Genomic DNA, 25,483 nt, shown 5'->3' with positions numbered 1-25,483 from the left:
CGCAAAACCGGTGACCACTTTTGCGCGATATGCTGTGGGAATCGAATTTGCTAGAAATTGACCGTGAGGTTGGCAAGGGCAGCGTTCGAGCTGTATCCTTTGGCAAAGTCGCCGCTGTAGCTCAGCATCAAACGCGCCGATTTTGACAGATGGACGGTAACACCGGCCTTTACCACCATCGTATCCTCCGGCACACCGATCCCTTCCAGCATGAAGGGACTGCCACCATCGAAGCTCGCCACCGCGAAGGATGCCGTCTGGCCGAAATTGTGGCGCCAACCGACCATGCCTGACAGGAGAACCGGGACCTCGCCCATATCCAGATCGGTCGAGAAGCGCAGACCCAAAGTGGAGGTGGTCGTATCGAATGACCTGTCCTCGATGGCGAGTGCTGCCGCTCCTCCGTCCTCGCGGATCGCGCCTCCGTCGATTGTCGTGTAGGCAAGACCCGCGAAGGGCTGCAAAAGAAGTTTATCTGCCTCGAAGGTCCAGCCCACGTCCGCGAATAGCTGCGACGTAGAGCGGGAGTATTCGGCCTTCAGCACATCGGAAAACGTGCCGAATGCGACGCTCCTGCGTGTCGCGATCTCGTTTCGCGTATAGATGGCGCCGCCGGTAAAACTGAACGGCTCCATCTCGGCATGGGTGTAGAGTCCAATGTGGTAGGACTGGGCCTCTGCTCCGGCGGCGGCGTCAAGCGTGCTGTAGCCCAGTACACCGCCGAGGCGCCAATCGTCTGAGACCGGAACGTCGCCGCCGATCACCATTCCGGCTCTGTTGATATCGAGAGCGCCCGCTGTGTCATTGCCCGCGAAAGCCTCTCTTGAGGCAAGGCCTGTCGCCCATATGCTGGCGTCCGCAACGTCGCCTTCGCTCGTAAGGCGGTTGGTCTTGTCAAGGATCGCTTCGCGCAGCAACAGATTGTCCGAGATGAGAGCGGATTTGAGCGACGCGTGGATCTCGCCGTTGAGCTGGGCAAAGGCACTCTCTGCCGTCTGGATATCCAGGGGCAGGATCGTCTGAAACAGTGTGTTCGATGATCCCGCCGCTTCAATGGCGCCCGCTGCCGCGCGGTCGTTGAAGGTGCGCGCAACATCCGCAAAGCGAACCGCGTTGCGGTCAAGGTGGAGATCAACAGATGTTAACCCGTAGGTGAGCGTCGGCGACAGAAAGGCAAAGTCGCTGGTCACTTGATCGAAAGCGCCGTCGACCAGGCCAGCCGTTAGGATCTGATAGTTTGTCGAAAGGCCATAAGTGCCGCTTGCTGCACGCAATTCGACCACACCGCCCTGCAGACGCGCCGTGCCGGAGACATTGAGACGATCGGAGCGACCGGTGGAATCGATATCGACATCATAGATGGCCCCCGCCCGAAAGGTTGCATCGCCGCTGACAGTCATCGTCGCGATGCCGGGTCCCGGCGCGAGCACCCCGCCAGCGCGAACCAGCAGACCGCCCGACACACCGGTACCGCTCAACAGACCGCCATTGAAGATGTCCACGGTGCCGGAAATCGTGCCGTCGTTTGTGAGTTCGCCTCCTGTGATGGCGGCCTGACCGGCGATGGTCCCTGTGTTGGTGAAGCGCCCGGCGGCGTTGGTGAGAGATGCGACCGTGCCGTCATTCGTCGCCGCTCCTTCATTCGCGACAGCATCCACTGTCGCACCGAGGTTGTTGATGAAGCGGCCACCTGCTCGATTCTGAACATTGCCGAGCCTGTCGTTATTGACCACGGTACCGCCACTGATCGTCGTCGCCCCAGTCACCGTTCCGCCCGTGTTGTTGGTGAAGAGCCCGGCCTGATTGTCGAGCGAGGCGACCGTCCCGGCGTTGGTAGTCGCGCCCCGGTTGGTAATAGCTCCAGCGGAGGCTCCGGTATTGTTGACGAAGGCGGCGGCGGCCGCAACATCGACATCCGTGACCACGAAATTGTTGGTAACCGTGCCTCCCGCAACCGTGGTCGTACCGGTGATCCTGCCGCCGGTATTGTTGGTGGTCGTTCCGGCGTCGTTTCGGAGTGAGGAGATCGTCGCGGCATTGGTGACGGAGCCGGAATTGCGAACGTTACCAGCGGTCGCGCCGGCATTGTTGGCAAAGGCCGCCGCCGCTGCAACATCGACATCCGTCACCACGAAGTTGTTGGTGACCGTCCCGCCAGCGATCGTCGTCTGGCCGTTAATCCTGCCGTCGACATTGTTGGTAAAGCTGCCGCCATCATTTTGAAGCGAGGCCACAGTGCCGGCGTTGGCGACAGTGCCTGAGTTGCGGACATTGCCAGCCGTTGCGCCAACATTGTTGGTGAAGGCCGCGGCGGCTGCGACATCCACATCCGTCACCACGAAATTGTTGGTAACGCTGCCGCCCGATACCGTCGTCTTGCCAAGAACCTCGCCGCCGGCATTGTTGGTGAAATTGCCGCCGATGTTTTGCAGCGTTCCGACACGACCCGCATTCGATGCCGTACCGGCGTTGTTCAGGGTAGAGAGTGTCGCGCCGCCATTGTTGGTGAAGTTGCCGCCGGTGGCGACCGAAGCGCCTGTCATCGTGCCGTTGTTGGAGAGCGAGGTTCCGTTTCCGACGACGGCATCCCGGAGCGTACCATTCACGGTCACGCTGCCATTTTGTAGCGACAGCTTGCCGTCCAAAGTACCATCGACAGCAAGGCTGCCGCCGACGAGATCGACATCCGATGTCAAAAGCCCACCAGAGTTAATGGTGACGCTGCCCGACGTCATCGTGGTGCCGCTGGTAACGGACAATGCGCCAGTATTGGTGACGGTGACGTTGCCACCGCCAACGTTCAGCCGATCGATTGTCTCCCCTGTCGATACTTGCGGCGAGCCGGTGTTGACCGTGGCGCTATCGCTTGCGGCGGGGGCGCCTGGCGTCCAGTTCGCGTCATTGTCGAAGGCATTATCCGCCGTGCCAGTCCATACCGATTGTGCAGCCGCATAGGTCGCCATAAGGGCGACGGGCGCAGTTGCGGCAAGCAAGGCTAAAAATCTGGGTGCTACGAAGAGCTGGTGGCGGACCATAAGCATACCGACAGTCGTCACGCCGCATCATGCCGACGTTGCCGCCCACCCTATGGAGGTTATGGTTAATCAACGATTAAACCCGATCGGAGAGAGGCACGTATCCCCTATCAAAACCATGTATATTAGCCGCTTGTCAGGGTGATGCAGGCGGGGCGAAACAGGAAAAGCTTTCGATCGCCAAGCGGATTCTACTTTGGGGAAAGGCGTGGCCGGACGTCGTCCGGTCGCAACGCAGGCTCATGATTTCAGAGGGAAATCCGCTCTGCTTGCCGAAGAGATCAACCTTGCCAAAATTTCATCTTTGGACCGCTTGACTATGACGCGGTTCAGGCGCACCACACAGATCACGTGCAGGGGTTCGACAGCCTTCTAGCACGGATATCCACGGAGCATCGTTTGATGTCTAGCGACAGTAGTAGTCGATTGCCTTTGCCGAGACCGGCGAGACGTGCTCTGATCTGACTTCTGTCGGCTCACCACGGCCCGCCGAGATCGGCGGATCGACTCGAAGGTGAGCAATCATGAACTTTCACACCCTCTCCCAGAGAGCCAGCAAGGCCGCACGTCTTTTTCGCAGCGGTGATGCAGGTCTTTCCACCATTGCAGAACGTGTCGAGCAACTGAACGCACTCGACGTCAACGACGCCGTCGACGCCCTGCTGAAAATGCCGCAGCCCAAAGCCGTTGCCATTCTGGACCGTCCGGAACTGCACCACGCTGCCGATATCATTGCCGCCATTCCGCTGGAACAGGCCACCCGCTTCGTCAACCTCATGTCGGACGACCGCGTGGCGGACGTCATGGCCGAGATGGATGAGGCGCACCGCACCAAGCTCTTCTCGCGTCTGGACCGGGCAACGGCTGCTGCCATTCAGCATCTGATGACCTATCCGCCGCGCACGGCCGGCTCCATCATGACGACGGAGTTCGTCAGCGTACCGGACAGCTGGACGGTGGAACAGACCCTTTCGCACATTCGCGTCGTCGAGCGTTCGCGTGAAACGGTCTATGCCATCTATGTGCTGGCCGAAGACGGCACCTTGAGCAAAGTGGTGACGCTGCGCCGCCTCGTGACCGCCGATCCCCAGGCATCGATCCTGTCCGCCGCATCACGCGAAAGCGTCGTCTATGCCGATCCTCAGATGTCGCAAGAGGATGTCGCCCGCCTCATCCGCAAGCACGATCTTCTTGCCATCCCAGTGGTGGATGAGCATGCCCGCATTCTCGGCATCGTCACCGTCGATGACGTGATCGATACGATGATTGCCGACACGACGGAAGATGCCCACAAGTTCGGCGGTATGGAAGCGCTCGGCAAGCCTTACATGGCCATGGGCTTCATGGACATGATCCGCAAACGCGCCGGCTGGCTATCTGCCCTCTTCCTGGGTGAAATGCTGACGGCAAGCGCCATGCAGCATTTCGAAGGGGAACTGGAAAAGGCCGTTGTGCTGACGCTCTTCATTCCGCTGATCATGTCGTCTGGCGGTAACTCGGGCTCTCAGGCTACGTCGCTCATCATTCGTGCTCTGGCGCTCGGCGAGCTGAAGCTTTCCGACTGGTGGCGCGTGCTCCTGCGCGAGCTCCCAAGCGGTCTCGCCCTCGGTGCAATCCTCGGCGCCATCGGCTTCCTGCGGCTCACCATCTGGCAGCAGGCAGGGTTTTATGACTACGGCGAACACTGGCTGCTGGTTGGCTTCACTGTCTTTGCAGCGCTGATCGGCATCGTCACCTTCGGCTCGGTCTGTGGCTCGATGCTGCCCTTCATCCTCCAGCGCCTGCGTCTGGACCCGGCAAGCGCATCGGCCCCGTTCGTCGCGACGCTGGTGGATGTCAGTGGTCTCGTCATCTACTTCTCGGTAGCGCTGGTCATCCTCAGCGGCACGTTGCTCTAAACCTGCCATCAGCCCGGCCGCCTCCGGCGGCTGGGCTCCACATCGCGCGTCATCATTGCGCAGGCTTTTCAATTGCTTGTAGACTTGCCCTCGTTTTCTGATTCAGGATGATGAGGCTTCACATGCAGATATCGAACCTTCGCCACCAGCCATCCTTCGCCGATACGATCGCCCATCGCGGCTGGAATGCCTGGTGGACGGAAAGCGGCGTACCGCTTGAAGATTATCGAGCCCATCTCGATCCGATGCTGGGAACAGATGCCATCCCATTCGCGCTCGTAGCGCATGACGGCGACACCTATATCGGCTCCGTACTCGTCATCGACAACGATCTCGACGTGCGACCAGACTATGCGCCCTGGATTGCCGCGCTCTGGGTCGATCCCGATTATCGAAAGCGCGGTGTTGCCGCTGCTTTGATGACACAGGCCCGCCAGCATATTGCGAGGCTCGGCCATGGCACATGCTATCTCTGTGCCACCGCCGAAAAGCGACCCTACTATCTGAAGCAGGGTTTCAGCCTGCTGGAAGAGAACGTGACCGGTCTCGATGTATTTTCAATCGAGACGCGATAGGTGTCACGACGCGTAGATCAAAGAAGATAGAGCGTCCTTTGTGCGTCCGATAGGACGCGTGGCGGTCTAAAGCGTGTCGCGATCTTCCAGATTCGCTCCATACGCTTTAAGTCCTTGTTTTGTCGCATGTCGTTATCGCAAAACCGGTGACCACTTTTGCGCGACATGCTTTAAAGAGCGCGTAATGCTCCGGCGACCTTGTGGATGTGGGCAGCACCGATGCCGCAGCATCCGCCAATCATCGTCGCACCGGCGTCAGCCCATGTGCAGGCAAAGCGGGAATAGATATCGTCGGTCAGATCGGCGCGGGTACTGTGGAGCCCCTCGTTGGCGGCTGTCTCCCCCTGCTCTCCTTCAAAGGCATTAGCATAGACGCCGATCTCGAGCGAGACGTCCTTTTCCTTGAAGGTGGTAGCGGCGGTCTCGACGGCAGCTTTCATCACCTCCGGCTTGCTGCAGTTAAACAGCAGAGCGGCAGCACCCGAGCCGGCAGCCCATTCGGCAGCAGCACGCACGGTCTCACCGGAGCGCAGCTTCGGCTCGGCGCCGTTTACCTGCGCGGTGTCGTCATCCAAGGTGAAGGAAATCCAGAACGGCTTGCCGGTCTTTGCCACCGCCTGGCGCACTGCTTCGCCTTCGGCGATCAGGCTCAGCGTTTCACCAAGCCAGACGTCGACGAAGGGATCGAGATTTTCGACGAGAATGCCGAGATAATTCTGAACACGGGACGCATCGAAATTCTGCGGCTCGTAGGAGCCGAATATCGGCGGCAGCGATCCGGCCACCGTGACTTTGCGGCCGGACGCATCTGCTGCTTCACGCGCCAGGCGGCCTGAGAGTGCGATCAGCGACGCGCCTTCCTTGCGAAACCGCTCTTCGCCGATGTGGAAGGGCACCAGCGCGTAAGAGTTGGTGGTGACGACATCGGCACCGGCCTCGATGAATTCGGCGTGAACCTGACGGACAATGTCCGGCGCGTTGATCAGCGCAAGTGCGGACCATTCGGGCTGCTTCAGTTCCGCGCCCAACCGCTGCAATTCGCGGCTCATGCCGCCGTCGAGAATGCGAATATCGCCCATGAAGAAACTCCTTGAATTGGCGAAGCTGAACGAGCGTCGCCCGTTTAGCGTCGTACTGGCACCTGCGCTTCGATGATACCGAAGCAGCGGGCAATGATGGCTGTGAGAATGAGATAGAAGACGGTGACGACCAGAAGCGGCTCGTAGACCAGAAGCGTGTCCTGACGGACCTTGTAAGCTACGGCATAGAGATCCATGACCGTGACGGTGAAGGCCAGCGGCGTGGCTTTCAACTGCATGATCACCTCACCTGCGATGGTGGGAAGCGCATTGCGAATGGCGCGCGGCAACCAGATGCGGCGGGCAAGCTTGAACGGGCTCATGCCGAAGGCTCGCGCGGCCTCCAACTCACCCTTCGGGACGCCGAGCAGCGCACCGCGCAGCACTTCCGCCTCATAGGCCGCGTAGTTCAACGTGAAGCTGACCGCGGCGAAGAAGAAGCCTTCCCTGAGGATTGGCCAGAGAAAGCTCTGCCGCAGACCGGGGATCATCGGCAGGAACGAACCGACGCCGTAATAGAGAAGCCAAAGCTGGATCAGCAGCGGCGTACCTCGAAAGAAGGTGCAATAGCCCCGCGCCAAAAGCCGCGTCACTCTGCCACCACTGACCTGAGCAAAAGCAAGGCCGATCGCCAGAATGAAGCCGAGACTGACGGAGATGACGAGCAAGGCAACGGTCTGCCATGCTCCAGTGAGGAGAAGCGGCCAGTATTTTTCAATCCAGGAAAACGTCATAGCCCCTCCTCACGCAAGTGCCGGCTGGCCACGGCGCACGCGCCGTTCGAGCAACCGGAAGAGAAAGTTGGAGACAAGGGTGATCGCCAGATAGATCAGCGCTGCGGCCATGAAGAACAGGAAATAGTGTTTGGTGCTGGCGCCCGCGAGACGCGTGGCAAGCGCCAGTTCCTGATAGCCAACGACCGCCACCAGGGCGCTATCCTTGGTGACGGACAGCCAGAGATTCGAGAGCCCCGGCAGCGCATTCGGCAGGAGAGCGGGAAGGACGACGCGGCGAAAGCGCAAGAATGGCGACATGCCGAAGGCCTTGGCGGCCTCGATCTGGCCATTTGGGATCGCAAGGATCGCGCCGCGCAGCACTTCCGTCATATAGGCGCCCTGCACGAAACCGAGCACGGCGACTGCGGCGACGAAGCCATTGACTTCGAGCGGCGGTAGGCCCGCCATCTGTAACAGACGGTTGAGGCCGTCCGTTCCGGCATAATAGAGGCCAACGATCAAAATGAGTTCCGGCACCGAGCGGATCAGCGTCGTGTAAAGATTGAGGACGACGCCGAGGGCCCGGTTGTCGGAGAGCTTGCCCAGCGCACCGGCCATGCCAATGACGATACCAATCAGGTAGGCACCGGCAGAAATGGCAAGCGTTGAGGCGGCACCGGACAGCAGCGTGCCGCCCCATCCCGGAGGATAGGGAGACAAAAGCTCCAGGATGCTGTCAGGCGTTGCCATCTGCGATAAGAGCCCGGCTTACTTTGCGCCGTAGATATCGAAGCTGAAGTATTTCTTGGTGATCTCGTCATACTTGCCGTTGGCGCGAACGGCAGCGATCGCAGCATTTAACTTCTGCTTCAGTTCCTGATCGTCCTTGCGCACGCCACCGGAAACACCAAGGCCCATGATCTCAGGGTCGTTGGCAACATTGCCGGCATCGGCGCAGCAATCTTTGCCGGTGTCGGTCTTCAGGAAATCGTCGAGTACCAGCGAGTCGCCGAAGACATAATCGATGCGGCCGGCGGCCAGATCCTGGAAGGCTTCGTCAAGCGTCTGGTAGGTCTTCTCGTCGGCCACATCCTTGAAGTACTTGGCGTAGTAATTGGACTGGATGGTAGCGACCTGGATACCGATCGTCTTGCCCTTCACGTCTTCCGCTGTCGCACCCGGCTTACCGTCTTTCGCACCGATCAGCTTGCTTGGCGTGTTGTAATATTTGTTGGTGAAGTCGATGACCTTCTGGCGTTCTGCCGTATTGGACATGGACGACCAGATCACGTCGAATTTCTTGCTTTCGAGTGCCGGAATCAGGCCGTCCCAGGAGAGTGCGACGATGGAGCATTTTTCCTTCATTTCCGCGCAAACGGCATCCATGAGATCGATTTCCCAGCCATGCCATTTGCCGCTGGCATCCTGTGCAAAAAAGGGCGGGTAGCTTTCATTCATCACACCGAAACGAACTTCGGCGCTGGCGGTGAAGGCCGACAATGCGAAAGCCGTACCGGCGAGCAGAGATGCAACAAATTTCATATCAAACTCCTGTGAGATTATCAGTTGGCGAGCGCGCCGGTAAATTCTCGGGTCCGCGCGCTTACGGGATTGTTGAAGACCTGCTGTGGAGACCCCTCCTCCTCCACCCGGCCCTGATGTAGAAACATGACGTGGCTCGACACGTCACGGGCAAAGCGCATTTCGTGGGTGACGAGGAGCATGGTGCGGCCCTCTTCGGCGAGATCGCGGATCACCTTCAGCACCTCGCCGACCAGTTCCGGGTCGAGCGCCGATGTCGGCTCGTCGAACAACATCACGGCAGGCTCAACGCAAAGCGCGCGGGCAATGGCGGCACGCTGCTGCTGTCCGCCCGACAGGAACGCCGGATAGGCATCCTTCTTCTCATAGAGGCCGACTTTGTGCAGCAGTGCCTCTGCCTTTTCGACCGCTTCCGCGCGCTTGACGCCCATGACATGCACGGGGGCTTCGATAACATTTTCCAGGACCGTGAGGTGAGCCCAGAGATTGAAACTCTGAAAGACCATGCCGAGGCCGGTGCGCAGGCGTTCCACCTGACGCCAGCTTTGCGGGACGGACCTGCCATCGCGCTTCCGTGTCACCGCCACCTCTTCGCCATTGACAGTGACGCGGCCGCTGTCTGGCGTTTCCAGGAAGTTGATGCATCTCAGAAAGGTGCTCTTTCCTGAACCGGAAGAACCGATGATGGAGATGACGTCGCCTTTCTTTGCCGTCAGCGAAATGCCCTTCAGAACCTCGTGATTGCCGAAGCTCTTGTGGATGTCCTCCACAGCAAGGGCGCAAGGAACGTCGGCGGTCATTCATTCTTCCTGACAGGATCGAGGGGTCACAACAGCCTAAGCGGAGGTGATGTTGCAGCGGAAATAACCGCTCTGTCACATTATCGAAAGGAAAATCATTCTACGCGGCACGAAAGACATAAAAATAATCCGGCACGGAGGACCGTGCCGGATAAAACCGCTCGCCGATCTCACGCTAGACGCGTCAGATCGGATTGATGACACCGGTAAATAGCAGGCCCAGCAACGCGACGCCAATGACGATTCGATACCAGACGAACGGCATGTAGCTCTTCGTCGAAACCAGCTTGAGGAAGACGACGATGACAGCATATCCGACGACAAAGGATATCAGCGTCGCCAATGCCGTTTGGCCCCAACCGACCGGGTTTTGCTGCCCGATGCTCTTGAAGAGCTGGTAGAAGCCCGAGCCGAAAACGGCTGGAACCGCCAGGAGGAAGGAGTAACGGGCAGCGGCTTCGCGCGTGTAGCCGAGCAGCAAGCCTGCGGTGATCGTTCCGCCGGATCGCGACACGCCGGGGATCAGCGCCATCGCCTGGGCGAAACCGAAGATGATGGCATCACGCCAGATCAGCTTCTTGATCGGATACTTCTTTTTGCCGATGCGATCCGCAAAACCCAGAATGATACCGAAGACGATGAGCATGACGGCGGTGATGTAGAGATTGCGCAGCGAATGCTCGATGGCGTCCTTGAAAAGGAGCCCGAGCAGCACGATCGGTACCGAACCGACGATGATCATCCAGCCGAGGCGGACGTCCGCTGGATCATATTGTCCGCCGAGCCGCAAATGATGGCGAAGCCAGGCAAGGGCGATCCGCATGATGTCGGACCAGAAATAGACCAGGACGGCCAATTCCGTGCCGATCTGAATAATTGCAGTGAAGGCGGCGCCAGGATCTTCCCCTGTCCCTAGAAACTCGCCCGCGATTCTCAAATGCGCGCTGGAGGAAATTGGCAAAAATTCCGTAAGCCCTTGAATAAAGCCGAGGATCGCGGCTTCTATCCAACCAATACCCATGCTGGTCCGTCCCTGAACTGACAATCACTGCGCGCGAAATTATGAACCAATCCGGGCAGTTCGATGTTGCGGTGCAAAAAAATGTGAATGATGAAGAGCCGGCGAATGCCGCGGCAAAATCCTTCCTCCTAAATTGTGCGGAAATCAAGGGTGCATCCGCAAATGGAACGGGCATAAGATTAAGCAGAAAATTCAGCTTAGCGGTTAATCTGTAATTCCTAAAGTAAGACCTTAATAATATTGATGTCTTCGTCATAAGCATCTTCAAAGTAGTGCGGTTTAATCAAGCATTTTATCCATTAGACATTTAAAGGTAGGATGCCTATATCTTCCAGATATTGCCGTTGTCGCAGACACATGGCCTTCTTTTTCGGGATGGACTGGGCCGTTGATAAACACGCTGTCGGTAACGTCGGATCTTCTCACGGCAGAGCGGGATATTCTGTCACGCGTCGCACTTGGCGGCCCGCTGAAAGATGTGTTGCGTGATATCGTGCTTCTCGTGGAAAAGCCTGCGGGCGGCGAGTTGCTGGCGTCCGTCCTGCTCACGACGGAGGATGGCAAGCATCTGACCCAGGGGGCGGCACCGAGCCTGCCCTGCGATTACAACGACGCGATCGAGGGCATCGCCGTCGGTCTCGGTATCGGATCCTGCGGCACCTCGGCCCATACGGGCAGCCCCGTCATCGTCAGCGATATTGCAACGGATCCACTCTGGGCAGATTTTCGCAAACTCGCCCTCTCCCACAATCTCCATTCTTGCTGGTCGATGCCGATCCGGGCGGCTGATGGGCGTGTTCTTGGGACCTTCGCCAATTATTACCGGGAGCCGCGCAAGCCCTCCGAACGCGATCTCGAGGTCATCGGCATGGTCTCACGGACAGCGGCCATCGCGATCGAGCGTTCGCAGAACGAGAAGGCGCGCGATCGGGCCGAAGAGCAGCGTATGCTTCTTTTGCGAGAATTAAACCACCGGGTGAAAAACGTCTTCGCACTGGCCGATTCGATGCTGGCCATGACCGCGCGAACCGCAACGAGCGCAGAGCAGCTTTCCTCCACCGTCCGAGGCCGTCTGCGCGCCCTGGGGCGTGCGCATGATCTCGTTCAGCCGACGTTTTCGGCCGAACATGTGGCCTATGCGCCTGACGTTCCCTTGCGCCAGATCATCGGCGACATTCTGGCACCCTATACGGATGCGGCGACCGACCGGGTCGCCTTCGTCGGCACTGATGACGTGCGCATCCGGGCCGATCACATTACCAGCGTCGCCCTCGTCTTACATGAGCTTGCCACCAACGCAGCCAAGTACGGATCGCTCAGCAGCGAAGAAGGCCGGCTCGTGGTCGCCTGCACGACGGGTGAAACGATGCAGATCATGTGGAGCGAGCGCGGCGGACCCGTTGTCCGCGCTCCGACCAGCAAAGGCTTCGGCTCGACCCTTATCCAGCGCACGATCACCGGCATGCGCGGAGAGATTTGCTATACTTGGTCGCCGGATGGACTGGACATCACCATCTGCCTGCCCATCAACACGATCTCCGCCTCGCCTGATCGCACCTCCTTATCGTAGCAGGTGATCAAGCCCGGCTTTGACCATCCGCCCGAAGGGCGGGCGTAGAAGGCTTGGCACGCTGAAACGTCCTCGCGAAAACACGCCCTTGGCATGGCTCATGCGGCGAAAGCCTTCTATGCCGTGATAGGCACCCATCCCGCTTGGCCCCACTCCGCCGAAAGGCAGGTCATCCTGCGCGACGTGCAACACCGTGTTGTTGATGCCGACATTGCCCGACGTCGTGCGGGACAGGATCACCTTGCAGTCGTCGCCATCCGCCTCTCCGAAAACATAGAGCGCCAGTGGCCTTGGCCTCTCGTTGATATAGCCAATGACCTGCGAAACATCGCGGTAGCTCAGCACCGGCAGGATCGGCCCAAAAATCTCCTCCTGCATCACGGCCATGTCGTCGGTTGGGTTGATGACGAGCGTCGGCGGAAAAACGCGGGTTCTCGTTGCCGCGTCCGTCTCTATTCCCACCCGCCGCAACGTCGCGCCTTTGCTGACCGCATCGTCAAGAAGCCCATTGAGGCGAGAGAAATGCCTGTCGCTGATGATCGAAGCATAATCGCGGCTCGCCAGCCCATCTGGGTAGGATTGCGCCACCGCCTTGTGGAACGCATCGATAAAGGCATCGACCTCCGTTTCGTGGACAAAGACGTAGTCCGGGGCAACGCAGGTTTGGCCGGCATTGGCGAGCTTGCCGAAGACGATGGAGGTCACCTTCCTGGCAATGACGTGACCCGGCAAGATAATCGTCGGGCTCTTGCCGCCAAGCTCCAACGTGACAGGAACGAGGTTTTCACTCGCAGCCCTCATGACCTGACGCCCGACGTCAGTGCTGCCGGTGAAAAACAGATGGTCGAAGGGTGAGCCGCTGAACTCAGCGCCAATGCCCGCATCGCCGAGAACCACCGCACCCTTTTCCTCCGGGAAGGCCTGGGCCAGCATCGTCTTCATCAAGACGCTGGTTTCCGGGGTGAGTTCGGAGGGCTTCACCATCGCCCGGTTGCCAGCTGCGAGTGCTGTGGCGAGTGGCACCATGGTCAGCAGAAACGGATAGTTCCACGGCGACAGAATACCAATGACGCCGAGCGGTTGATATTCTACCCAGGCGCGACCGTGCTGGAACAGCGCACCCACGTGTCGCCGTTGCGGCTTCATGAAGCGTTTCAGATTCCGGTCGAGGTAGTCGATCGCCTTAACAACGCCGACCGTCTCGAGAAGAGCGGTCTCATTCGGCGAACGTCCACCGAAATCCGTATCGACCGCCTGTTCGATCCTGCTTCGATGAGAAATGACCACCCTGCGCAACGCTTTGAGATCGGCTCTTCGCTCGTCCAGCGACGGCGGTCCATCCTGGAGAAAAGCATGACGCTGTCCTCCCAAAAGATCAGCGATGGTGCTCATTCGGCGGCGGCGAGCGTTGTGACGCGATCCGCAGGTACAGCGAGCGTCTTCACCCCGTCCTTGCAAACCACATGGGCTTCGCCCCAGGATTTGAGCGCCGATATGACCGGCGCCATGCTCTGGCCAAGCGTTGTCAGGCTGTAATCGACCCTTGGTGGCACGACGGGAAAGACGGTGCGGGAAATCAGGCCGGCATCTTCCAACTCGCGAAGCTGCTTTGTCAGCATGCGCTGCGTGACACTTGGAATGTGGCGACGCAGTGCGTTGAACCGCAGCGTTCCCTCGTTGAGCAGATGATAGAGGATCACGCCCTTCCACTTGCCATCGAGATAACAGAGTGTCGATTCCACCGGGCAGCCGGGAAAATTATCCTTCAGTTTGGCGCGAGGGCGGGACATGAAAAGCTCCGTTTTTCAGGATCTGCAGGCGGCCACAGTATCCTTTTTGTCAGTATAGACACAAAATGTGCATTCTTGCAGCCTTAGCTCATAGCTATCAAATAGACGCCGAAGCAACAAGCGAAGGAGAATGAACATGCGCGCTATCGGTTACAAGAGCTGCAAGCCCGTGACGGAAGCAGACGCTTTGGTGGATTTTGAACTGCCCGCGCCAGAGGCAAAAGGCCTCGATCTTCTGGTGGACGTGAAGGCGGTCTCGGTCAATCCGGTCGATACCAAGGTCCGTCGCAATCAGGCACCTGAGGCAGGTCAAACTCGGGTTCTCGGCTTTGACGCCGCGGGTATCGTCAAGGCGGTGGGTGAGAAGGTCAGCCTGTTCAAGCCCGGCGATGAAGTCTTCTACGCCGGCGCCATCAACCGCCCCGGCACCAATAGCGAGTTTCATCTCGTGGATGAGCGCATCGTTGGAAGGAAGCCGAAAAGCTTGAGCTTCGAGGAAGCTGCCGCCCTGCCATTAACCGCCATTACTGCCTATGAAGCGCTGTTCGATCGCCTCAAGGTAAAGGACCCGGTTGCGGGCGGCGCCAATGCCGTCGTCATCATCGGTGGGGCTGGCGGCGTCGGTTCGATCGCGATCCAACTTGCGCGGCACCTGACGGATCTTACCGTCATCGCCACAGCATCGCGGCCGGAAACAAAGGAATGGGTCGAGCAGTTCGGTGCGCATCACGTCCTCGACCACAGCAAGCCGCTTGCGCCGCAGGTGGAAGCGCTCGGTCTTGGTGCGCCAAGCTTCGTCTTTTCCACCACCCATAGCGATCTCCACCGCGCCGACAGCATAGAGCTGATTGCGCCGCAGGGGCGCTACTGCCTGATCGACGATCCAGAGGGTGGTTTCGATATTCTGCCTTTCAAGCGCAAGGCCATTTCCGTTCACTGGGAGATGATGTTTGCCCGTCCGGTCTTCGAGACCGCCGATATTCTGGAACAGCACAAGCTGCTGAACCATGTGTCGGAACTGATTGACCAGGGCAAAATCAGAACGACGCTGACGGAGACGTTCGGCACGATCAATGCCGCAAACCTTATCAAGGCGCACGCGCTGATAGAAAGCGGCAAGGCCAAGGGCAAGATCGTGTTGTCAGGCTTCTAAGCCAAGAGCTTATCCGGCCATGTGACAGACCAGTCGGACCATTGTCCGGCTGGTCTTCTTGGTCAATCATCTTCCGGATCGGCGGGACAAGGCCAGGTGGCCGGCTTGGTCAAGCCTTGTGGCAGCTTTGTCTTGTCGTCGCCGCAGGCAATGTCGATCTGTTTTTGATCGAGCCCGGTGGCGGCGGATAGGTCCAGCCCCTCGATGCGGGCAAGCAGGAGGAACGAGTCGGAGAAATCAATCGGCCCGGTGAACTTGGCGCCGGTGAAGCTGGCGCGAGAGAGGTTGGCCTTGGTGAATTTGGTGCCCGTCAACACCGCGCCATTGAAATCCGCCCGCCCGAGTTCCGCCTTGGAGAAATCGGCATTGACGAGCTTGGCGTTCTCAAAGTTGGCGCGCTGCATTTCAGCGCTGTTGAACTTGGCGTTTTCGGCATTGGCATCGCTGAAATCGCTGCGATAGGCCTCGATCTTGATCAGATTGGCACCCTCAAGCTGGGAGGATGCAAGCGAAGTGCGGATCAGCTTGGCTTTCTCCAAATTGGCCTTATTGAAGGAGGAGCCGCGCAGATCGGTGTAGGTGAAGTCCGTCCCGTGCAGATCAGCACCATCCAAGACGCTGCCGCCCAGCATCAGGAGACGCTTGTTGCATTCGCTCCAGTCGATGCCAGCCGATGCATCGGCGCGGCAGCTTGCCGCCATCGCGGGTTGGCCGCTCGTCGATATCGTGCCGATCACTGCTGCAACCGCGGCCAGCAGATGATGGCTGCGCAAAGCCGAGACCATTCCGGCAAGTTTCCTCATTGGCTCACTCCCAACCCCTTCAGGGGTACATTGATCCTCTTGATCTAAGAGGGACCCTCTTAACATATAGGGGCTCCGTTACTTTTAAATGATCCAGCCTGCGACTGTAAACGCCTCCCTGATGACCATCATTGGCAGCCTAACCCCACAGGTTGCAGGTTGTTCACTCGCAATATCTCCCTGGACAGTCAGATGACCTCATATGATCTTCAACATCGCCACGCGACGCTCTGGATCAAGACCGGAATCGATCTGAGCCTTCAGCCTTCTGCGGAGAAAGGCCGGGGTCTCCGCAGCCTCCAGGATGCGAAAGCCGAGCCGTGTGTAAAAGGGTGCGTTGAAAGGCACGTATCGATCCGTGGTGAGAGCGACCTTAGCAAAGCCTCTTTCACGTCCGCGATCCAGCATAGCCAAGATCAGCGAAGTGCCGACGCCCCTACCCTGTGCCGCACGCTCCACATCGACCTCGACAATATAGAGGGTATCTCCCTCACTCAGCCCAAGCGTAAAGCCGACGACACGTCCCACTTCCTCAGCCACCAGAAGCAGCTCCTCGTGCAGGCTCTGTTCAAGGAGGAATACCGGCGCGGAGACAGGCTCCTGCGTCACCCCGCAGGCTTCTGCCCAGACAACAAACGCATCCAGCTCGATTTCCGCAAGACGCGGAAAGTCTTCCCTCTGTCCCGCGCGGATCGTGACCAAGTGGGCATTCCCTCTGTCTGCTTTGCCGTCCCATTCCCCATGAGACAGCGGGCCTCGCCAATATTACATATTGGCGTAAACCGGCCCCTCGCCGAACATCCTTGCTGACGGCGGTCCGTGCGCGCCGCGCCAATATTACATATTGGCGTAAACCGGCCCCTCGCCGCCTTGTGGCGGTACCCAGTTGATGTTCTGGTTCGGGTCCTTGATATCGCAGGTCTTGCAGTGGACGCAGTTCTGCGCGTTGATGACGAAGGTCGGTTCGCCTTCCTTCTCCACCCACTCATAAACCCCGGCGGGACAGTAGCGCTGCGATGGGCCGGCATAGACATCATGCTCGGAGCGCTTCTGCAGCTCCATGTCCTTCACCTGAAGATGGACCGGCTGGTCCTCTTCGTGATTGGTGGAGGAGAGATAGACGGAGGACAGACGGTCGAAGGTCAGCACACCATCCGGCTTTGGATAGGCGATGGGCTTGTGATTTGCCGCAGGCTCCAGGCTTTCCGCATCCGTCTTGCCATGCTTCAGCGTACCGAAGATGGAGAATCCGAACAATTGGTTGGTCCACATGTCGAGACCGCCAAGGCCGACGCCAATCGCCGTGCCGAACTTCGACCAAAGCGGCTTGACGTTGCGGACCCGCTTCAGGTCCTTGCCGATATCGGTGCCACGCCATTCGTTCTCGATCTCGATCACTTCATCGTTTGCGCGACCAGATTCGAGAGCTGCTGCAATCTTGTCTGCCGCCAGCATGCCGGAGAGAACCGCGTTGTGGCTGCCCTTGATGCGCGGAACGTTGACGAGACCGGCCGAACAGCCGATCAGCGCGCCACCCGGGAAGGTGAGCTTCGGCACAGACTGGTAGCCGCCTTCGGTGATGGCTCGCGCACCGTAAGAGACGCGCTTTCCGCCTTCGAAAGTTGGGGCGATCGCCGGGTGCGTCTTGAAGCGCTGGAACTCTTCGAACGGATAGAGGTACGGATTCTTGTAGTTCAGGTGGACCACGAAGCCGACGGCAACGAGATTGTCTTCCAGATGATAGAGGAACGAGCCACCGCCCGTTTTCATGCCGAGCGGCCAGCCGAAGGAATGCTGCACGAGGCCTTGGCGGTGGTTCTCAGGCTTGACCTGCCACAGTTCCTTGATGCCGATGCCGAACTTCTGAACGTCGCTGTTCTTCGACAGATCGAATTTCTTGATGAGCTGCTTGGCAAGCGAGCCGCGCACGCCTTCGCCGATCAGCACATATTTGCCATGCAGCTCCATGCCGCGGGTGAAGGCAGGGCCGGGCTCGCCATTCTTCTCGATGCCCATGTCACCGGTGGCAACACCGATGACGGCGCCTTCGTCATTATAGAGGACTTCGGTTGCGGCAAAACCCGGGTAAATTTCAACGCCAAGCGCCTCCGCCTTCTCCGCCAGCCAGCGACAGACGAGACCGAGCGAGACGATATAGTTGCCGTGATTGTTCATCAGCGGCGGCATCAGGAAGTTCGGCAGGCGAATCGAGCCGGCAGGTCCCAGGAACAGAAACTGGTCGTCCTTGACTTCGGTCTTGAAGGGATGCCCCTCTTCTTCGCGCCAGCCGGGCAACAGACGGTCAATACCGATGGGATCGACAACTGCGCCGGAGAGGATATGCGCACCCACTTCCGAGCCCTTTTCCAGCACCACAACGGACAGATCCGGATTGACCTGTTTTAGCCGAATAGCTGCAGAGAGGCCAGCAGGTCCCGCGCCGACGATAACGACGTCGAACTCCATCGATTCACGTTCCGGCAATTCCATTTCTTCCGTCATAAGATCCTCGTCAGTACGCCGGTCCCGTCCGGCTTTTCGTTATCCTGCCCTACACCATCACGCAGCCAAAGACGTGTGAAAAAACGTCGTCGCAACAAGCAGTTCGCGTCATCTGTCTTGGCAAAGGACAAGCGCTTTGTCGAGACCAATAGCAAGCAAGCGCGGTCGCAGCCATCGAATTGTCTGACAACCTGATGACAAACGCTTACTTTTACGTGCACGTAACAAGAAGAATAGGATTGGTTGATGAGATGGTCAAGAGAAGAAGGTGGGCTGAGGAGTTGCTTTAGGCATCGCGTCTACAGGTAGCGAATCGCGCTGATTGCGAAGCTGCTTTGGAGGCATCCAACAATCGAAGACAATTTGCTGACCGGAACGCTTGGCAGTTCCAGGAGAGACTATTAAACCTGTTCCCGTGAATGGCATGACAAAACGGCAGTGGAGATAATGGACGTACCGACGCTTACGACGCAGCGCTTTACTATGCGGGGCTTGATTGAAAGCGATGCAAAAGCTTTGTTCCCAACTTTTTCAAGTGCCGACCAGTGCCGATTTATGTCTCAGCCTCACTTTGAAGATATCGCGACATTTTCCGATTGGCTGAACGATAAAGAGTGGCCCGGACAAACCTGGATCGCCATTGACCGCGTGACCGAGGAGGTTGCAGGTCGCTACGTCGCTTTTCCTGGTCGCGACGACGCCGTTCTCGAGCTTGGATATATCACAGCCACTGAGCGGCAGAGACAAGGAGTGGCGCGCGAATGTATGACCGCGCTCATCGCCCATATCTTTACCATGGGCCGATATCGCAAACTTTACATGGAGATCGACGCCGAAAACCGCTCCTCCATTGCTCTGGCGGAAAGTTTGGGCTTCCTGCGCGAGGCGTACCTTCGCCAGCACGAAACAACCCATAACGGCGTCTGCGATCTGCTTGTCTATGGTCTACTCATCCGCGAGTGGCGCCAGCGGCAGGGAGAAGCAAGCTAGAGCGTTCCCCGCTCAAATTTCCAGAAGCGTCGATGGGCTTAGCCCGGTTAAAGCCTGTCGAACACGGAACCTGCCCCTGGTGAAAAGAGGCGCTCATAGGTCCTGATGAGATAGCCATCCGTCATTCCGGCAACGAAATCGCAGATGACACGCAAATCCCCGCCTGATTTTTCATAAAGGGGGAAGACATCGTCTGGCAGCAGCCGTTCGGGATCGGACTGGAGCGCTTCAAACACGGCAACAACCATTCCCTGGCCTTTGAACTCCATATGCTGAACACGCGGGCTTTTGATCACGTGTTTGCGCACCACATCCTGAAAGGCTTTCAGCAGTCGAACACGGTCCGCTCCAAGCTTCACACCGTGACGCAAGAGTGGCGTTTCGAACCGCTCGTCGTCCGCAAAGCGCGCATCCGTGATGAAATAGCCGACCAACATGCTAATGAACATTTTGCGGTCGCCGCTATTATCGAATAGCCCATCCACGATTTCACGATAGACGTCATTGCCGCGCTTATTCTTATGGTTCTTGTTGAGCATCGCAATGAAGCTCTCGCAATCCTCCGCCGTCACCTCCTTCTCGAAGGCATCCCTGGTGATGAGCTGCATGGCGATGGCATCTTCAAGATCGTGGACCCCGTAGGAGACGTCGTCTGCAACATCCATGATGGTGCAATCGAGCGATTTGAAGAGGGACTTTGCGTGCTTGCCATCTTCACGCGTCGCCGTCTGAAAGAGATCGCGGTCGGACTCCGGCAAAGGATCAAGGATCCAGTCCACCACATCCGTCTCGCAATCCATGTAACATTTTGGCGGGTTGGAAGCCTGCGTGTCGATGATGCGAAGCGTCGAAGGTCCGTCGTGCAGTTTTGGCACTCGCCCGGGATGAGCAGCTTTCGAATAGGCGACTGGGTATTTTAGAATACCCAGCAGCGTACGCCGCGTGACGTTGGCACCATGGGCTTTTGAAAATGTCTCAAGACGGCTGAGAATGCGTAAAGTCTGGCCGTTTCCTTCGAAGCCGGCTTTGGCGATGTCGGTCATGACGCCATTGCCGTTGCGCCCCGCTTCATTCGGATCTGCCGCAACGCGCATGCAGTAATTCAGCGCGACCTCGCCTCCATGCCCGAAGGGCGGATGGCCGAGATCGTGGGCGCTGCCGATCGCCTGGATGAGGCTATGCTCTGGCAATTCAGCTGTCACCGGATGATGGGGAAAGGATTTGCGCAGGTGCTTAACCAGACCCGCGGCGATCTGCGCCACTTCGAGGGAATGCGTGAGGCGGGTGCGGTAGAAATCGCTGTCGCCGAGATTGAGGATTTGCGTCTTGCTCTGCAGGCGCCGAAAAGAGGTGGAGTGAATGATCCGCCCATAATCGATGTCGCTTTCGCTGCGGGCGTCGTCACTCTTGCGGTTTTCGACTTTCTGACGCTCGTTCCACACGTTCAAGCCCGTCCTCTCCAAACACAAAATTCACGGGGCTGTCTTACCGAGGCGCAACAGGGCGCGCAAGCAAACGGGTCAATGCCCAGCCGATGAACACTTTTCAGGGCCGGACGCAGACGCTACAAGCGTGGGCAATCGTCATGAGCATGAAAGGACACCGTCATGGATTTGGGTATTTCCGGCAAGCGCGCATTGGTTCTGGCCTCATCTCGCGGCTTGGGTCTCGGCATCGCAACGGCGCTCGCGAAGGAAGGCGTCAACGTGCTGATGGTGGGCCGTAGCGGCGAAAAGCTGGACGCCAACGCCAAGACGATCAACGCGCTCGGCAAGGGCAAGGCGGAATGGGTCTGGGGCGATCTTGGCGAGGAGACCTTCGTGCCGTCCATGATCGATGCAGTGAAGACGAAGCTCGGCGGTATCGATATTCTCGTCAACAACACGGGCGGCCCGACACCAGGGCTGGCGCAGGACATCACCCCGGAAAAACTCGATACGTTCTTTCAATCCATGGTGCTGCGCGTCATCACCCTGACCAACGCGCTTGTCCCGCAGATGAAGGAGCAAGGCTGGGGCCGTATTCTGACCGTTGCTTCCTCCGGCGTGTTCGAGCCCATTCCAAATCTTGCGCTCTCCAACACGCTGCGCGGCGCACTTGTTGGCTTTAACAAGACGCTGTCGAGTGAAGTCGCAGGCTTCGGTATCACCGCCAATATGCTGCTGCCCGGTCGCATCCACACCGATCGTATCGATGAGCTGGATGGCGCAAACGCCAAGCGCCTTGGCAAGAGCATGGAAGAGGTTCGTGAAACCTCGGTCAAGAGCATCCCCGCCGGCAGGCTTGGTACGGTGGAAGAATTCGCCGCAGCAGGCGCATTCCTGTGCTCGCAGCCAGCGAGCTACATTACCGGCACCATGCTGCATGTGGATGGTGGAGCGGCAAAGTCGATCTGATCATCCCGGTCGCTTATAGGTAACGCTTTGAATTGGAAGCCTTTCCGGATAACATTCGGAAAGGCTTTGCTTTTGGGAGACGATCATGCAGGCACTTCGCACGATTTTAAGCATACTGGGTGTTCTGATCGTGCTGATGGGTCTTGTCTGGATCGGACAGGGCAGCGGCTATTTCCCCTACCCCGCCTCCAGTTTCATGATCAATCAAAGCCCATGGATGTTGCGCGGCGCGCTGACAGCTATTGCCGGCATCGTGCTCATCGTCGTCGCGCGCAGGGCGCTTCGCTGATCGTCATTTGACGCGTTTGGGTAGATCGGCAATCAAAGCGTCGCGGGTTGAAAAACTGATCGGCTCTTTACTCTTCCAATCATCGATATTCAGGCTGGCAAACACGACCTTGCGTTCGCCCTTCTGCGCCCAACCGACGAACCAGCCGAGCCACCAGTCGCCATCATAGGTGTTGGCTTTGGTGCGCATGCGCCCGGATCCCGTCTTGCCGTAAACCTGCCATCCATCCGCGGCTGAAAACTGCGGAATGATCGCCTCCGTTTTCGCGATCGCCTCCTTCGATACGGGCAGCTTTCCGGTGACGAAGCGACGCACGAAATCTACTTGCTGATCGGCGGAGATTTTCAAAGAGGACATCAACCAGGATTCCGTCAGGCCATCCGTCTGTCCTGGCACCCCACGGACATCGGCATTGCCATAACCGAAGCGCTGCACATAGTCAGCAAACTTGGCCTTGCCCAATCGCCGGGTGATTTCCTGCGAATACCAAACGATCGAATCCCGCTCCCATATTGTCGGATCGACAGATTTCTGTTCGCGCTTGGTTTTTTTCCATTCCGTCTTGTAGTTCCAACGCGGGTTCGTCGCGTCCTTCAGGACCCCGGCGTCATATCCCATGACGGCAAGCGGAAGCTTGAAGCTGGATTGTGGGGCGAAAGCTTTATCGCACGTGCCGTCGCGGTGCAGAACGCCGCCGCTTTCGGCATCCAGCACAACCGTGCAATGCAGCTTTTCGGCTGCTTTGGTTTCTATCGAAGCAAGGCTCGAAACGGCCAGCGTCAAGGCGAAAGCCGCTGTTCTTCGATTCTTCAGTACCATCGGACGATGCATGACTATCTCCTCTATGCGTCAACGCGAAAGTTTCGATGAGAGAGACTTACGGTGGTTTGCGCGGGCGGCACAAATGATGATATCTGGCTTGAGCCATGAATTAAACTTGGCCTTCATTCTTCTGGAGCTGATCTTTCATGGTTCGCCCTCACCTTCCGCTAAATGCACTGCGCGCCTTTGAGGCTGCCGCCCGGCATCTGAGCTTCACCCGTGCGGCCATCGAGCTTTGCGTGACGCAGACGGCGATCAGCCACCAGGTCAAACTGCTGGAAGAGCGTGTTGGCGCGACGCTGTTCAAGCGCCTGCCACGCGGACTGATGATCACCGATGAGGGCCTGGCGCTTCTGCCGACGCTTCGTGATTCCTTCGACCGCATGGCCGATATTCTCCAGCGTTTCGAGGACGGGCATCTGCAGGAAGTGTTGAGCGTCGGCGCTGTCGGAACCTTTGCCGTGGGCTGGCTACTGCCCCGACTCACCGAGTTCCAAGACCTTTATCCCTTCATCGATATTCGCCTTTCCACCAACAACAACCGCGTCGATATCGCTGCCGAGGGCCTCGACTTTGCAATCCGCTTCGGGAATGGCGCCTGGCACGACACCGAGGCTGAGGAATTGTTTTCCGCACCGCTCTCGGCGCTCTGCATTCCAACGATGGCCGCGCAACTCAAGAGCCCCCATGACGTGGCGCAACAGACGTTGCTGCGCTCCTACCGCGCCGATGAATGGCCGGACTGGTTTTCCGAGGCTGGCGTTGCCTCGCCAAGGATCAAGGGCATCGTCTTCGACTCATCGGTTCCCATGGTGGAGGCGGCCCTGCAGGGATCTGGCGTCGCGCTTGCGCCACCCTTGATGTTCCAGCGCCACCTCTCCGCAGGAGATCTCGTCCAGCCCTTTCCGGTCTACGTGTCGAAGGGCTGCTATTGGCTGACACGGCTCAAGTCGCGACCTGTCACCAATGCTATGGCAACATTTGCTGCATGGCTGAAAGAGAAGGCTGCCGCGATGCCACAGCACGCCTGAAAAATCTGCACCCGCGCGCTTGCCATTCACAATTCGCTGTGCCATCACGCGCCCTCTTCAAAACAGGCGGGCGCGGTTGCGCCTTTTATTGCCCGGATGCCTGCATTCCGGGAATGCTCTCTCGTTGACTGACAAGGATCCTCTCCATGGCACGGACACTCGGGCTCGATTTTGGCACGACCAACACAGTTATGGCGCTCTCGGAAACCGGCAGCAGCAGCCACTCCATGCGCTTTACCTCCAGTGCCGGAACGACAGACAGCATGCGCACCGCGCTGTCTTTCATGAAGGACAAAGGACTTGGTGCAGCAGCGCTGCATGTCGAGGCCGGCCAGGCAGCGATCCAGCAATTCATCGAGAACGCCGGCGAATGCCGCTTCCTGCAATCGATCAAGACGTTTGCTGCCTCTCCACTGTTTCAAGGCACGCTGATCTACGCCAAGCGTCAGAGCTTCGAAGATTTGATGGAGGTGTTTCTGCGCAAGCTGAAGACCTACGCAGGCGACGAATGGAAAAACGATGTATCGACCGTGATTGCCGGTCGCCCCGTGCGTTTTGCCGGCTCCAACCCGGATGAAGCACTGGCACTTGCCCGCTACAATGAAGCCCTGACACGTGCCGGCTTTCCCGAAATCCATTATGTCTATGAGCCGGTGGCAGCCGCCTATTACTTCGCCCAGAGTCTGAAGAAGGATGCCAATGTTCTGGTGGCGGATTTCGGCGGCGGCACCACCGACTACTCGCTGATCCGCTTCGAGACGCATGGTGGCAAGCTTTCTGCCACCCCTGTCGGCCATTCGGGCGTCGGTGTTGCGGGCGATCACTTCGATTTCCGCATGATCGACAATCTAGTGTCGCCGGAAATCGGCAAGGGCAGCAAGTTCAAGAGCTTCGACAAGGTTCTGGATGTGCCTTCCGGTTACTACGTCAATTTCGGCCGCTGGAACCAGTTGTCAATCTTCAAGACCTCCAGAGAGTTCTCCGATCTGAAATCGCTGCTGCGCTCGGCACTTGAGCCAGAAAAGCTCGAGCTCTTCGTTGAACTGGTCGAGCATGATGAGGGCTACCCGCTCTACCAGGCAATCTCTGCCACCAAGATGGCGCTATCCTCGCAGGAAGAGGCGGAGTTCAACTTCTCGCCGCTTGGCGCCGCGGGCAAGAAGATGGTGAAGCGGTCGGACTTCGACCAATGGATTGCCGACGATCTCGCCAAGATCGAAGAGGCTCTGGACGAGGTTCTGACCAAGACGAACACCGCGCCGCAGGCCATCGACAAGGTCTTCCTCACCGGCGGCACCTCCTTTGTGCCTGCTGTGCGCCAGCTCTTTACCCGCCGGTTTGATGCCGACAAGATCGAAAGCGGCGGCGAACTTCTTTCCATTGCCCATGGTCTGGCGATGATCGGCGAAAGCGGCGACATTGCGCGCTGGACGGCATAAGAAGCGTTTTGCAATAGCGGGTGTCGACAGAT

Annotated in this window: 23 protein-coding genes; 9 read left to right on the top strand and 14 right to left on the bottom strand. The window is 58.3% G+C overall.

The genetic code is table 11. From position 1 onward, the window contains the following. Positions 1-50: 50 nt before the first annotated feature. Entirely contained in the window at positions 51-2,993 is a 2,943-nt protein-coding gene (locus ACTJKV_RS04200; RefSeq protein WP_274103819.1) for an autotransporter outer membrane beta-barrel domain-containing protein, read from the bottom strand. A gap of 566 nt (positions 2,994-3,559) precedes the next feature. Between ACTJKV_RS04200 and mgtE the strand changes: the two genes are divergently transcribed. Next, complete coding sequence (gene mgtE, locus ACTJKV_RS04195; protein WP_062425706.1) at positions 3,560-4,933, top strand: magnesium transporter; 1,374 nt, start codon at positions 3,560-3,562, stop codon at positions 4,931-4,933. A gap of 122 nt (positions 4,934-5,055) precedes the next feature. Continuing rightward, complete coding sequence (locus ACTJKV_RS04190) at positions 5,056-5,508, top strand: GNAT family N-acetyltransferase (RefSeq protein WP_274103820.1); 453 nt, start codon at positions 5,056-5,058, stop codon at positions 5,506-5,508. 170 nt (positions 5,509-5,678) lie between these two features. On the opposite strand, the gene ACTJKV_RS04185 is transcribed toward ACTJKV_RS04190, so the two are convergent. The 6 genes from ACTJKV_RS04185 to ACTJKV_RS04160 form a co-directional block, all read right to left on the bottom strand. After that, complete coding sequence (locus tag ACTJKV_RS04185; protein WP_274103821.1) at positions 5,679-6,587, bottom strand: homocysteine S-methyltransferase family protein; 909 nt, start codon at positions 6,585-6,587, stop codon at positions 5,679-5,681. Between the two features lie 44 nt (positions 6,588-6,631). Next, the gene (locus ACTJKV_RS04180) at positions 6,632-7,321 is read right to left on the bottom strand and encodes an ABC transporter permease (RefSeq protein ID WP_274103822.1); all 690 of its coding nucleotides are present in this window, start codon (positions 7,319-7,321) and stop codon (positions 6,632-6,634) included. 9 nt (positions 7,322-7,330) lie between these two features. Next, positions 7,331-8,053, bottom strand: coding sequence for an ABC transporter permease (locus ACTJKV_RS04175; protein WP_274103823.1), 723 nt, complete (start codon positions 8,051-8,053; stop codon positions 7,331-7,333). 18 nt (positions 8,054-8,071) lie between these two features. Beyond that, complete coding sequence (locus ACTJKV_RS04170; RefSeq protein WP_062425711.1) at positions 8,072-8,845, bottom strand: transporter substrate-binding domain-containing protein; 774 nt, start codon at positions 8,843-8,845, stop codon at positions 8,072-8,074. 20 nt (positions 8,846-8,865) lie between these two features. Continuing rightward, positions 8,866-9,645, bottom strand: a complete 780-nt coding sequence (locus ACTJKV_RS04165; protein WP_274103824.1) for an ABC transporter ATP-binding protein — start codon at positions 9,643-9,645, stop codon at positions 8,866-8,868. 184 nt (positions 9,646-9,829) lie between these two features. Further along, on the bottom strand, positions 9,830-10,666 hold the full coding sequence (locus ACTJKV_RS04160; RefSeq protein WP_111847747.1) for an undecaprenyl-diphosphate phosphatase: 837 nt from the start codon (positions 10,664-10,666) through the stop codon (positions 9,830-9,832). 388 nt (positions 10,667-11,054) lie between these two features. Here ACTJKV_RS04160 and ACTJKV_RS04155 point away from each other — a divergent pair, with 388 nt between their 5' ends. Then, entirely contained in the window at positions 11,055-12,236 is a 1,182-nt protein-coding gene (locus ACTJKV_RS04155) for a sensor histidine kinase (protein WP_111847745.1), read from the top strand. Here the strand turns inward: ACTJKV_RS04155 and ACTJKV_RS04150 are convergent. Both ACTJKV_RS04150 and ACTJKV_RS04145 read right to left on the bottom strand, forming a co-directional pair. Continuing rightward, positions 12,228-13,628, bottom strand: coding sequence for a coniferyl aldehyde dehydrogenase (locus ACTJKV_RS04150; RefSeq protein WP_440598472.1), 1,401 nt, complete (start codon positions 13,626-13,628; stop codon positions 12,228-12,230). The genes ACTJKV_RS04155 and ACTJKV_RS04150 overlap by 9 nt on opposite strands. Further along, a complete protein-coding gene (locus tag ACTJKV_RS04145; protein ID WP_274103826.1) occupies positions 13,625-14,026 on the bottom strand; it encodes a winged helix-turn-helix transcriptional regulator in 402 nt (133 codons plus the stop codon). Before ACTJKV_RS04145 ends, ACTJKV_RS04150 begins: the two co-directional genes overlap by 4 nt. Before the next feature lie 136 nt (positions 14,027-14,162). Here ACTJKV_RS04145 and ACTJKV_RS04140 point away from each other — a divergent pair, with 136 nt between their 5' ends. Then, positions 14,163-15,179 carry a zinc-binding alcohol dehydrogenase family protein gene (locus tag ACTJKV_RS04140; RefSeq protein WP_274103827.1) on the top strand — a complete coding sequence of 339 codons (1,017 nt, stop codon included), beginning with the start codon at positions 14,163-14,165 and terminating at the stop codon, positions 15,177-15,179. 62 nt (positions 15,180-15,241) lie between these two features. Here the strand turns inward: ACTJKV_RS04140 and ACTJKV_RS04135 are convergent, their stop codons facing one another. From ACTJKV_RS04135 to ACTJKV_RS04125, 3 genes are all read right to left on the bottom strand, one after another. Further along, entirely contained in the window at positions 15,242-15,982 is a 741-nt protein-coding gene (locus ACTJKV_RS04135; RefSeq protein ID WP_062598299.1) for a pentapeptide repeat-containing protein, read from the bottom strand. Positions 15,983-16,180: 198 nt separating this feature from the next. Next, on the bottom strand, positions 16,181-16,684 hold the full coding sequence (locus tag ACTJKV_RS04130) for a GNAT family N-acetyltransferase (protein ID WP_194286702.1): 504 nt from the start codon (positions 16,682-16,684) through the stop codon (positions 16,181-16,183). A gap of 135 nt (positions 16,685-16,819) precedes the next feature. Then, a complete protein-coding gene (locus ACTJKV_RS04125; protein ID WP_112952290.1) occupies positions 16,820-18,484 on the bottom strand; it encodes an electron transfer flavoprotein-ubiquinone oxidoreductase in 1,665 nt (554 codons plus the stop codon). A gap of 447 nt (positions 18,485-18,931) precedes the next feature. Here ACTJKV_RS04125 and ACTJKV_RS04120 point away from each other — a divergent pair, with 447 nt between their 5' ends. After that, a complete protein-coding gene (locus ACTJKV_RS04120; RefSeq protein ID WP_153311178.1) occupies positions 18,932-19,474 on the top strand; it encodes a GNAT family N-acetyltransferase in 543 nt (180 codons plus the stop codon). Positions 19,475-19,521: 47 nt separating this feature from the next. Here the strand turns inward: ACTJKV_RS04120 and ACTJKV_RS04115 are convergent, their stop codons facing one another. Next, the gene (locus tag ACTJKV_RS04115; RefSeq protein ID WP_274103923.1) at positions 19,522-20,916 is read right to left on the bottom strand and encodes an anti-phage deoxyguanosine triphosphatase; all 1,395 of its coding nucleotides are present in this window, start codon (positions 20,914-20,916) and stop codon (positions 19,522-19,524) included. A 165-nt stretch (positions 20,917-21,081) separates the two neighbouring features. Here ACTJKV_RS04115 and ACTJKV_RS04110 point away from each other — a divergent pair, with 165 nt between their 5' ends. Both ACTJKV_RS04110 and ACTJKV_RS04105 read left to right on the top strand, forming a co-directional pair. Continuing rightward, complete coding sequence (locus tag ACTJKV_RS04110; protein ID WP_062438084.1) at positions 21,082-21,870, top strand: SDR family oxidoreductase; 789 nt, start codon at positions 21,082-21,084, stop codon at positions 21,868-21,870. 85 nt (positions 21,871-21,955) lie between these two features. Then, positions 21,956-22,159: a hypothetical protein gene (locus ACTJKV_RS04105; RefSeq protein WP_112518902.1), complete on the top strand. Its 204-nt coding sequence runs from the start codon at positions 21,956-21,958 to the stop codon at positions 22,157-22,159. Positions 22,160-22,162: 3 nt separating this feature from the next. Here the strand turns inward: ACTJKV_RS04105 and blaOXA are convergent, their stop codons facing one another. Next, on the bottom strand, positions 22,163-22,978 hold the full coding sequence (gene blaOXA / locus ACTJKV_RS04100; protein WP_440598485.1) for a class D beta-lactamase: 816 nt from the start codon (positions 22,976-22,978) through the stop codon (positions 22,163-22,165). A 149-nt stretch (positions 22,979-23,127) separates the two neighbouring features. On the opposite strand from blaOXA, the gene ACTJKV_RS04095 reads away from it, so the two are divergent. Together ACTJKV_RS04095 and ACTJKV_RS04090 are read left to right on the top strand one after the other, a co-directional pair. Continuing rightward, a complete protein-coding gene (locus tag ACTJKV_RS04095; RefSeq protein WP_274103829.1) occupies positions 23,128-24,012 on the top strand; it encodes a LysR family transcriptional regulator in 885 nt (294 codons plus the stop codon). A 146-nt stretch (positions 24,013-24,158) separates the two neighbouring features. Next, positions 24,159-25,451, top strand: coding sequence for an Hsp70 family protein (locus ACTJKV_RS04090; RefSeq protein ID WP_274103830.1), 1,293 nt, complete (start codon positions 24,159-24,161; stop codon positions 25,449-25,451). Positions 25,452-25,483 lie beyond the last annotated feature (32 nt).

The sequence above is a fragment of the Agrobacterium sp. 22117 genome, from assembly GCF_052045735.1.
Classification (GTDB): domain Bacteria; phylum Pseudomonadota; class Alphaproteobacteria; order Rhizobiales; family Rhizobiaceae; genus Agrobacterium; species Agrobacterium cavarae.
This window is presented reverse-complemented; position numbering and strand designations above follow the sequence as displayed.

Excerpts from the sequence above, each read along its gene's own strand:
- mgtE (WP_062425706.1), top strand. The coding sequence starts at position 3,560 with ATGAACTTTCACACCCTCTCCCAGAGAGCCAGCAAGGCCGCACGTCTT.
- ACTJKV_RS04190 (WP_274103820.1), top strand. The coding sequence starts at position 5,056 with ATGCAGATATCGAACCTTCGCCACCAGCCATCCTTCGCCGATACGATC.
- ACTJKV_RS04185 (WP_274103821.1), bottom strand. The coding sequence starts at position 6,587 with ATGGGCGATATTCGCATTCTCGACGGCGGCATGAGCCGCGAATTGCAG.
- ACTJKV_RS04180 (WP_274103822.1), bottom strand. The coding sequence starts at position 7,321 with ATGACGTTTTCCTGGATTGAAAAATACTGGCCGCTTCTCCTCACTGGA.
- ACTJKV_RS04175 (WP_274103823.1), bottom strand. The coding sequence starts at position 8,053 with ATGGCAACGCCTGACAGCATCCTGGAGCTTTTGTCTCCCTATCCTCCG.
- ACTJKV_RS04170 (WP_062425711.1), bottom strand. The coding sequence starts at position 8,845 with ATGAAATTTGTTGCATCTCTGCTCGCCGGTACGGCTTTCGCATTGTCG.
- ACTJKV_RS04165 (WP_274103824.1), bottom strand. The coding sequence starts at position 9,645 with ATGACCGCCGACGTTCCTTGCGCCCTTGCTGTGGAGGACATCCACAAG.
- ACTJKV_RS04160 (WP_111847747.1), bottom strand. The coding sequence starts at position 10,666 with ATGGGTATTGGTTGGATAGAAGCCGCGATCCTCGGCTTTATTCAAGGG.
- ACTJKV_RS04150 (WP_440598472.1), bottom strand. The coding sequence starts at position 13,628 with ATGAGCACCATCGCTGATCTTTTGGGAGGACAGCGTCATGCTTTTCTC.
- ACTJKV_RS04145 (WP_274103826.1), bottom strand. The coding sequence starts at position 14,026 with ATGTCCCGCCCTCGCGCCAAACTGAAGGATAATTTTCCCGGCTGCCCG.
- ACTJKV_RS04140 (WP_274103827.1), top strand. The coding sequence starts at position 14,163 with ATGCGCGCTATCGGTTACAAGAGCTGCAAGCCCGTGACGGAAGCAGAC.
- ACTJKV_RS04135 (WP_062598299.1), bottom strand. The coding sequence starts at position 15,982 with ATGAGGAAACTTGCCGGAATGGTCTCGGCTTTGCGCAGCCATCATCTG.
- ACTJKV_RS04125 (WP_112952290.1), bottom strand. The coding sequence starts at position 18,484 with ATGACGGAAGAAATGGAATTGCCGGAACGTGAATCGATGGAGTTCGAC.
- ACTJKV_RS04120 (WP_153311178.1), top strand. The coding sequence starts at position 18,932 with ATGGACGTACCGACGCTTACGACGCAGCGCTTTACTATGCGGGGCTTG.
- ACTJKV_RS04110 (WP_062438084.1), top strand. The coding sequence starts at position 21,082 with ATGGATTTGGGTATTTCCGGCAAGCGCGCATTGGTTCTGGCCTCATCT.
- ACTJKV_RS04105 (WP_112518902.1), top strand. The coding sequence starts at position 21,956 with ATGCAGGCACTTCGCACGATTTTAAGCATACTGGGTGTTCTGATCGTG.
- blaOXA (WP_440598485.1), bottom strand. The coding sequence starts at position 22,978 with ATGGTACTGAAGAATCGAAGAACAGCGGCTTTCGCCTTGACGCTGGCC.
- ACTJKV_RS04095 (WP_274103829.1), top strand. The coding sequence starts at position 23,128 with ATGGTTCGCCCTCACCTTCCGCTAAATGCACTGCGCGCCTTTGAGGCT.
- ACTJKV_RS04090 (WP_274103830.1), top strand. The coding sequence starts at position 24,159 with ATGGCACGGACACTCGGGCTCGATTTTGGCACGACCAACACAGTTATG.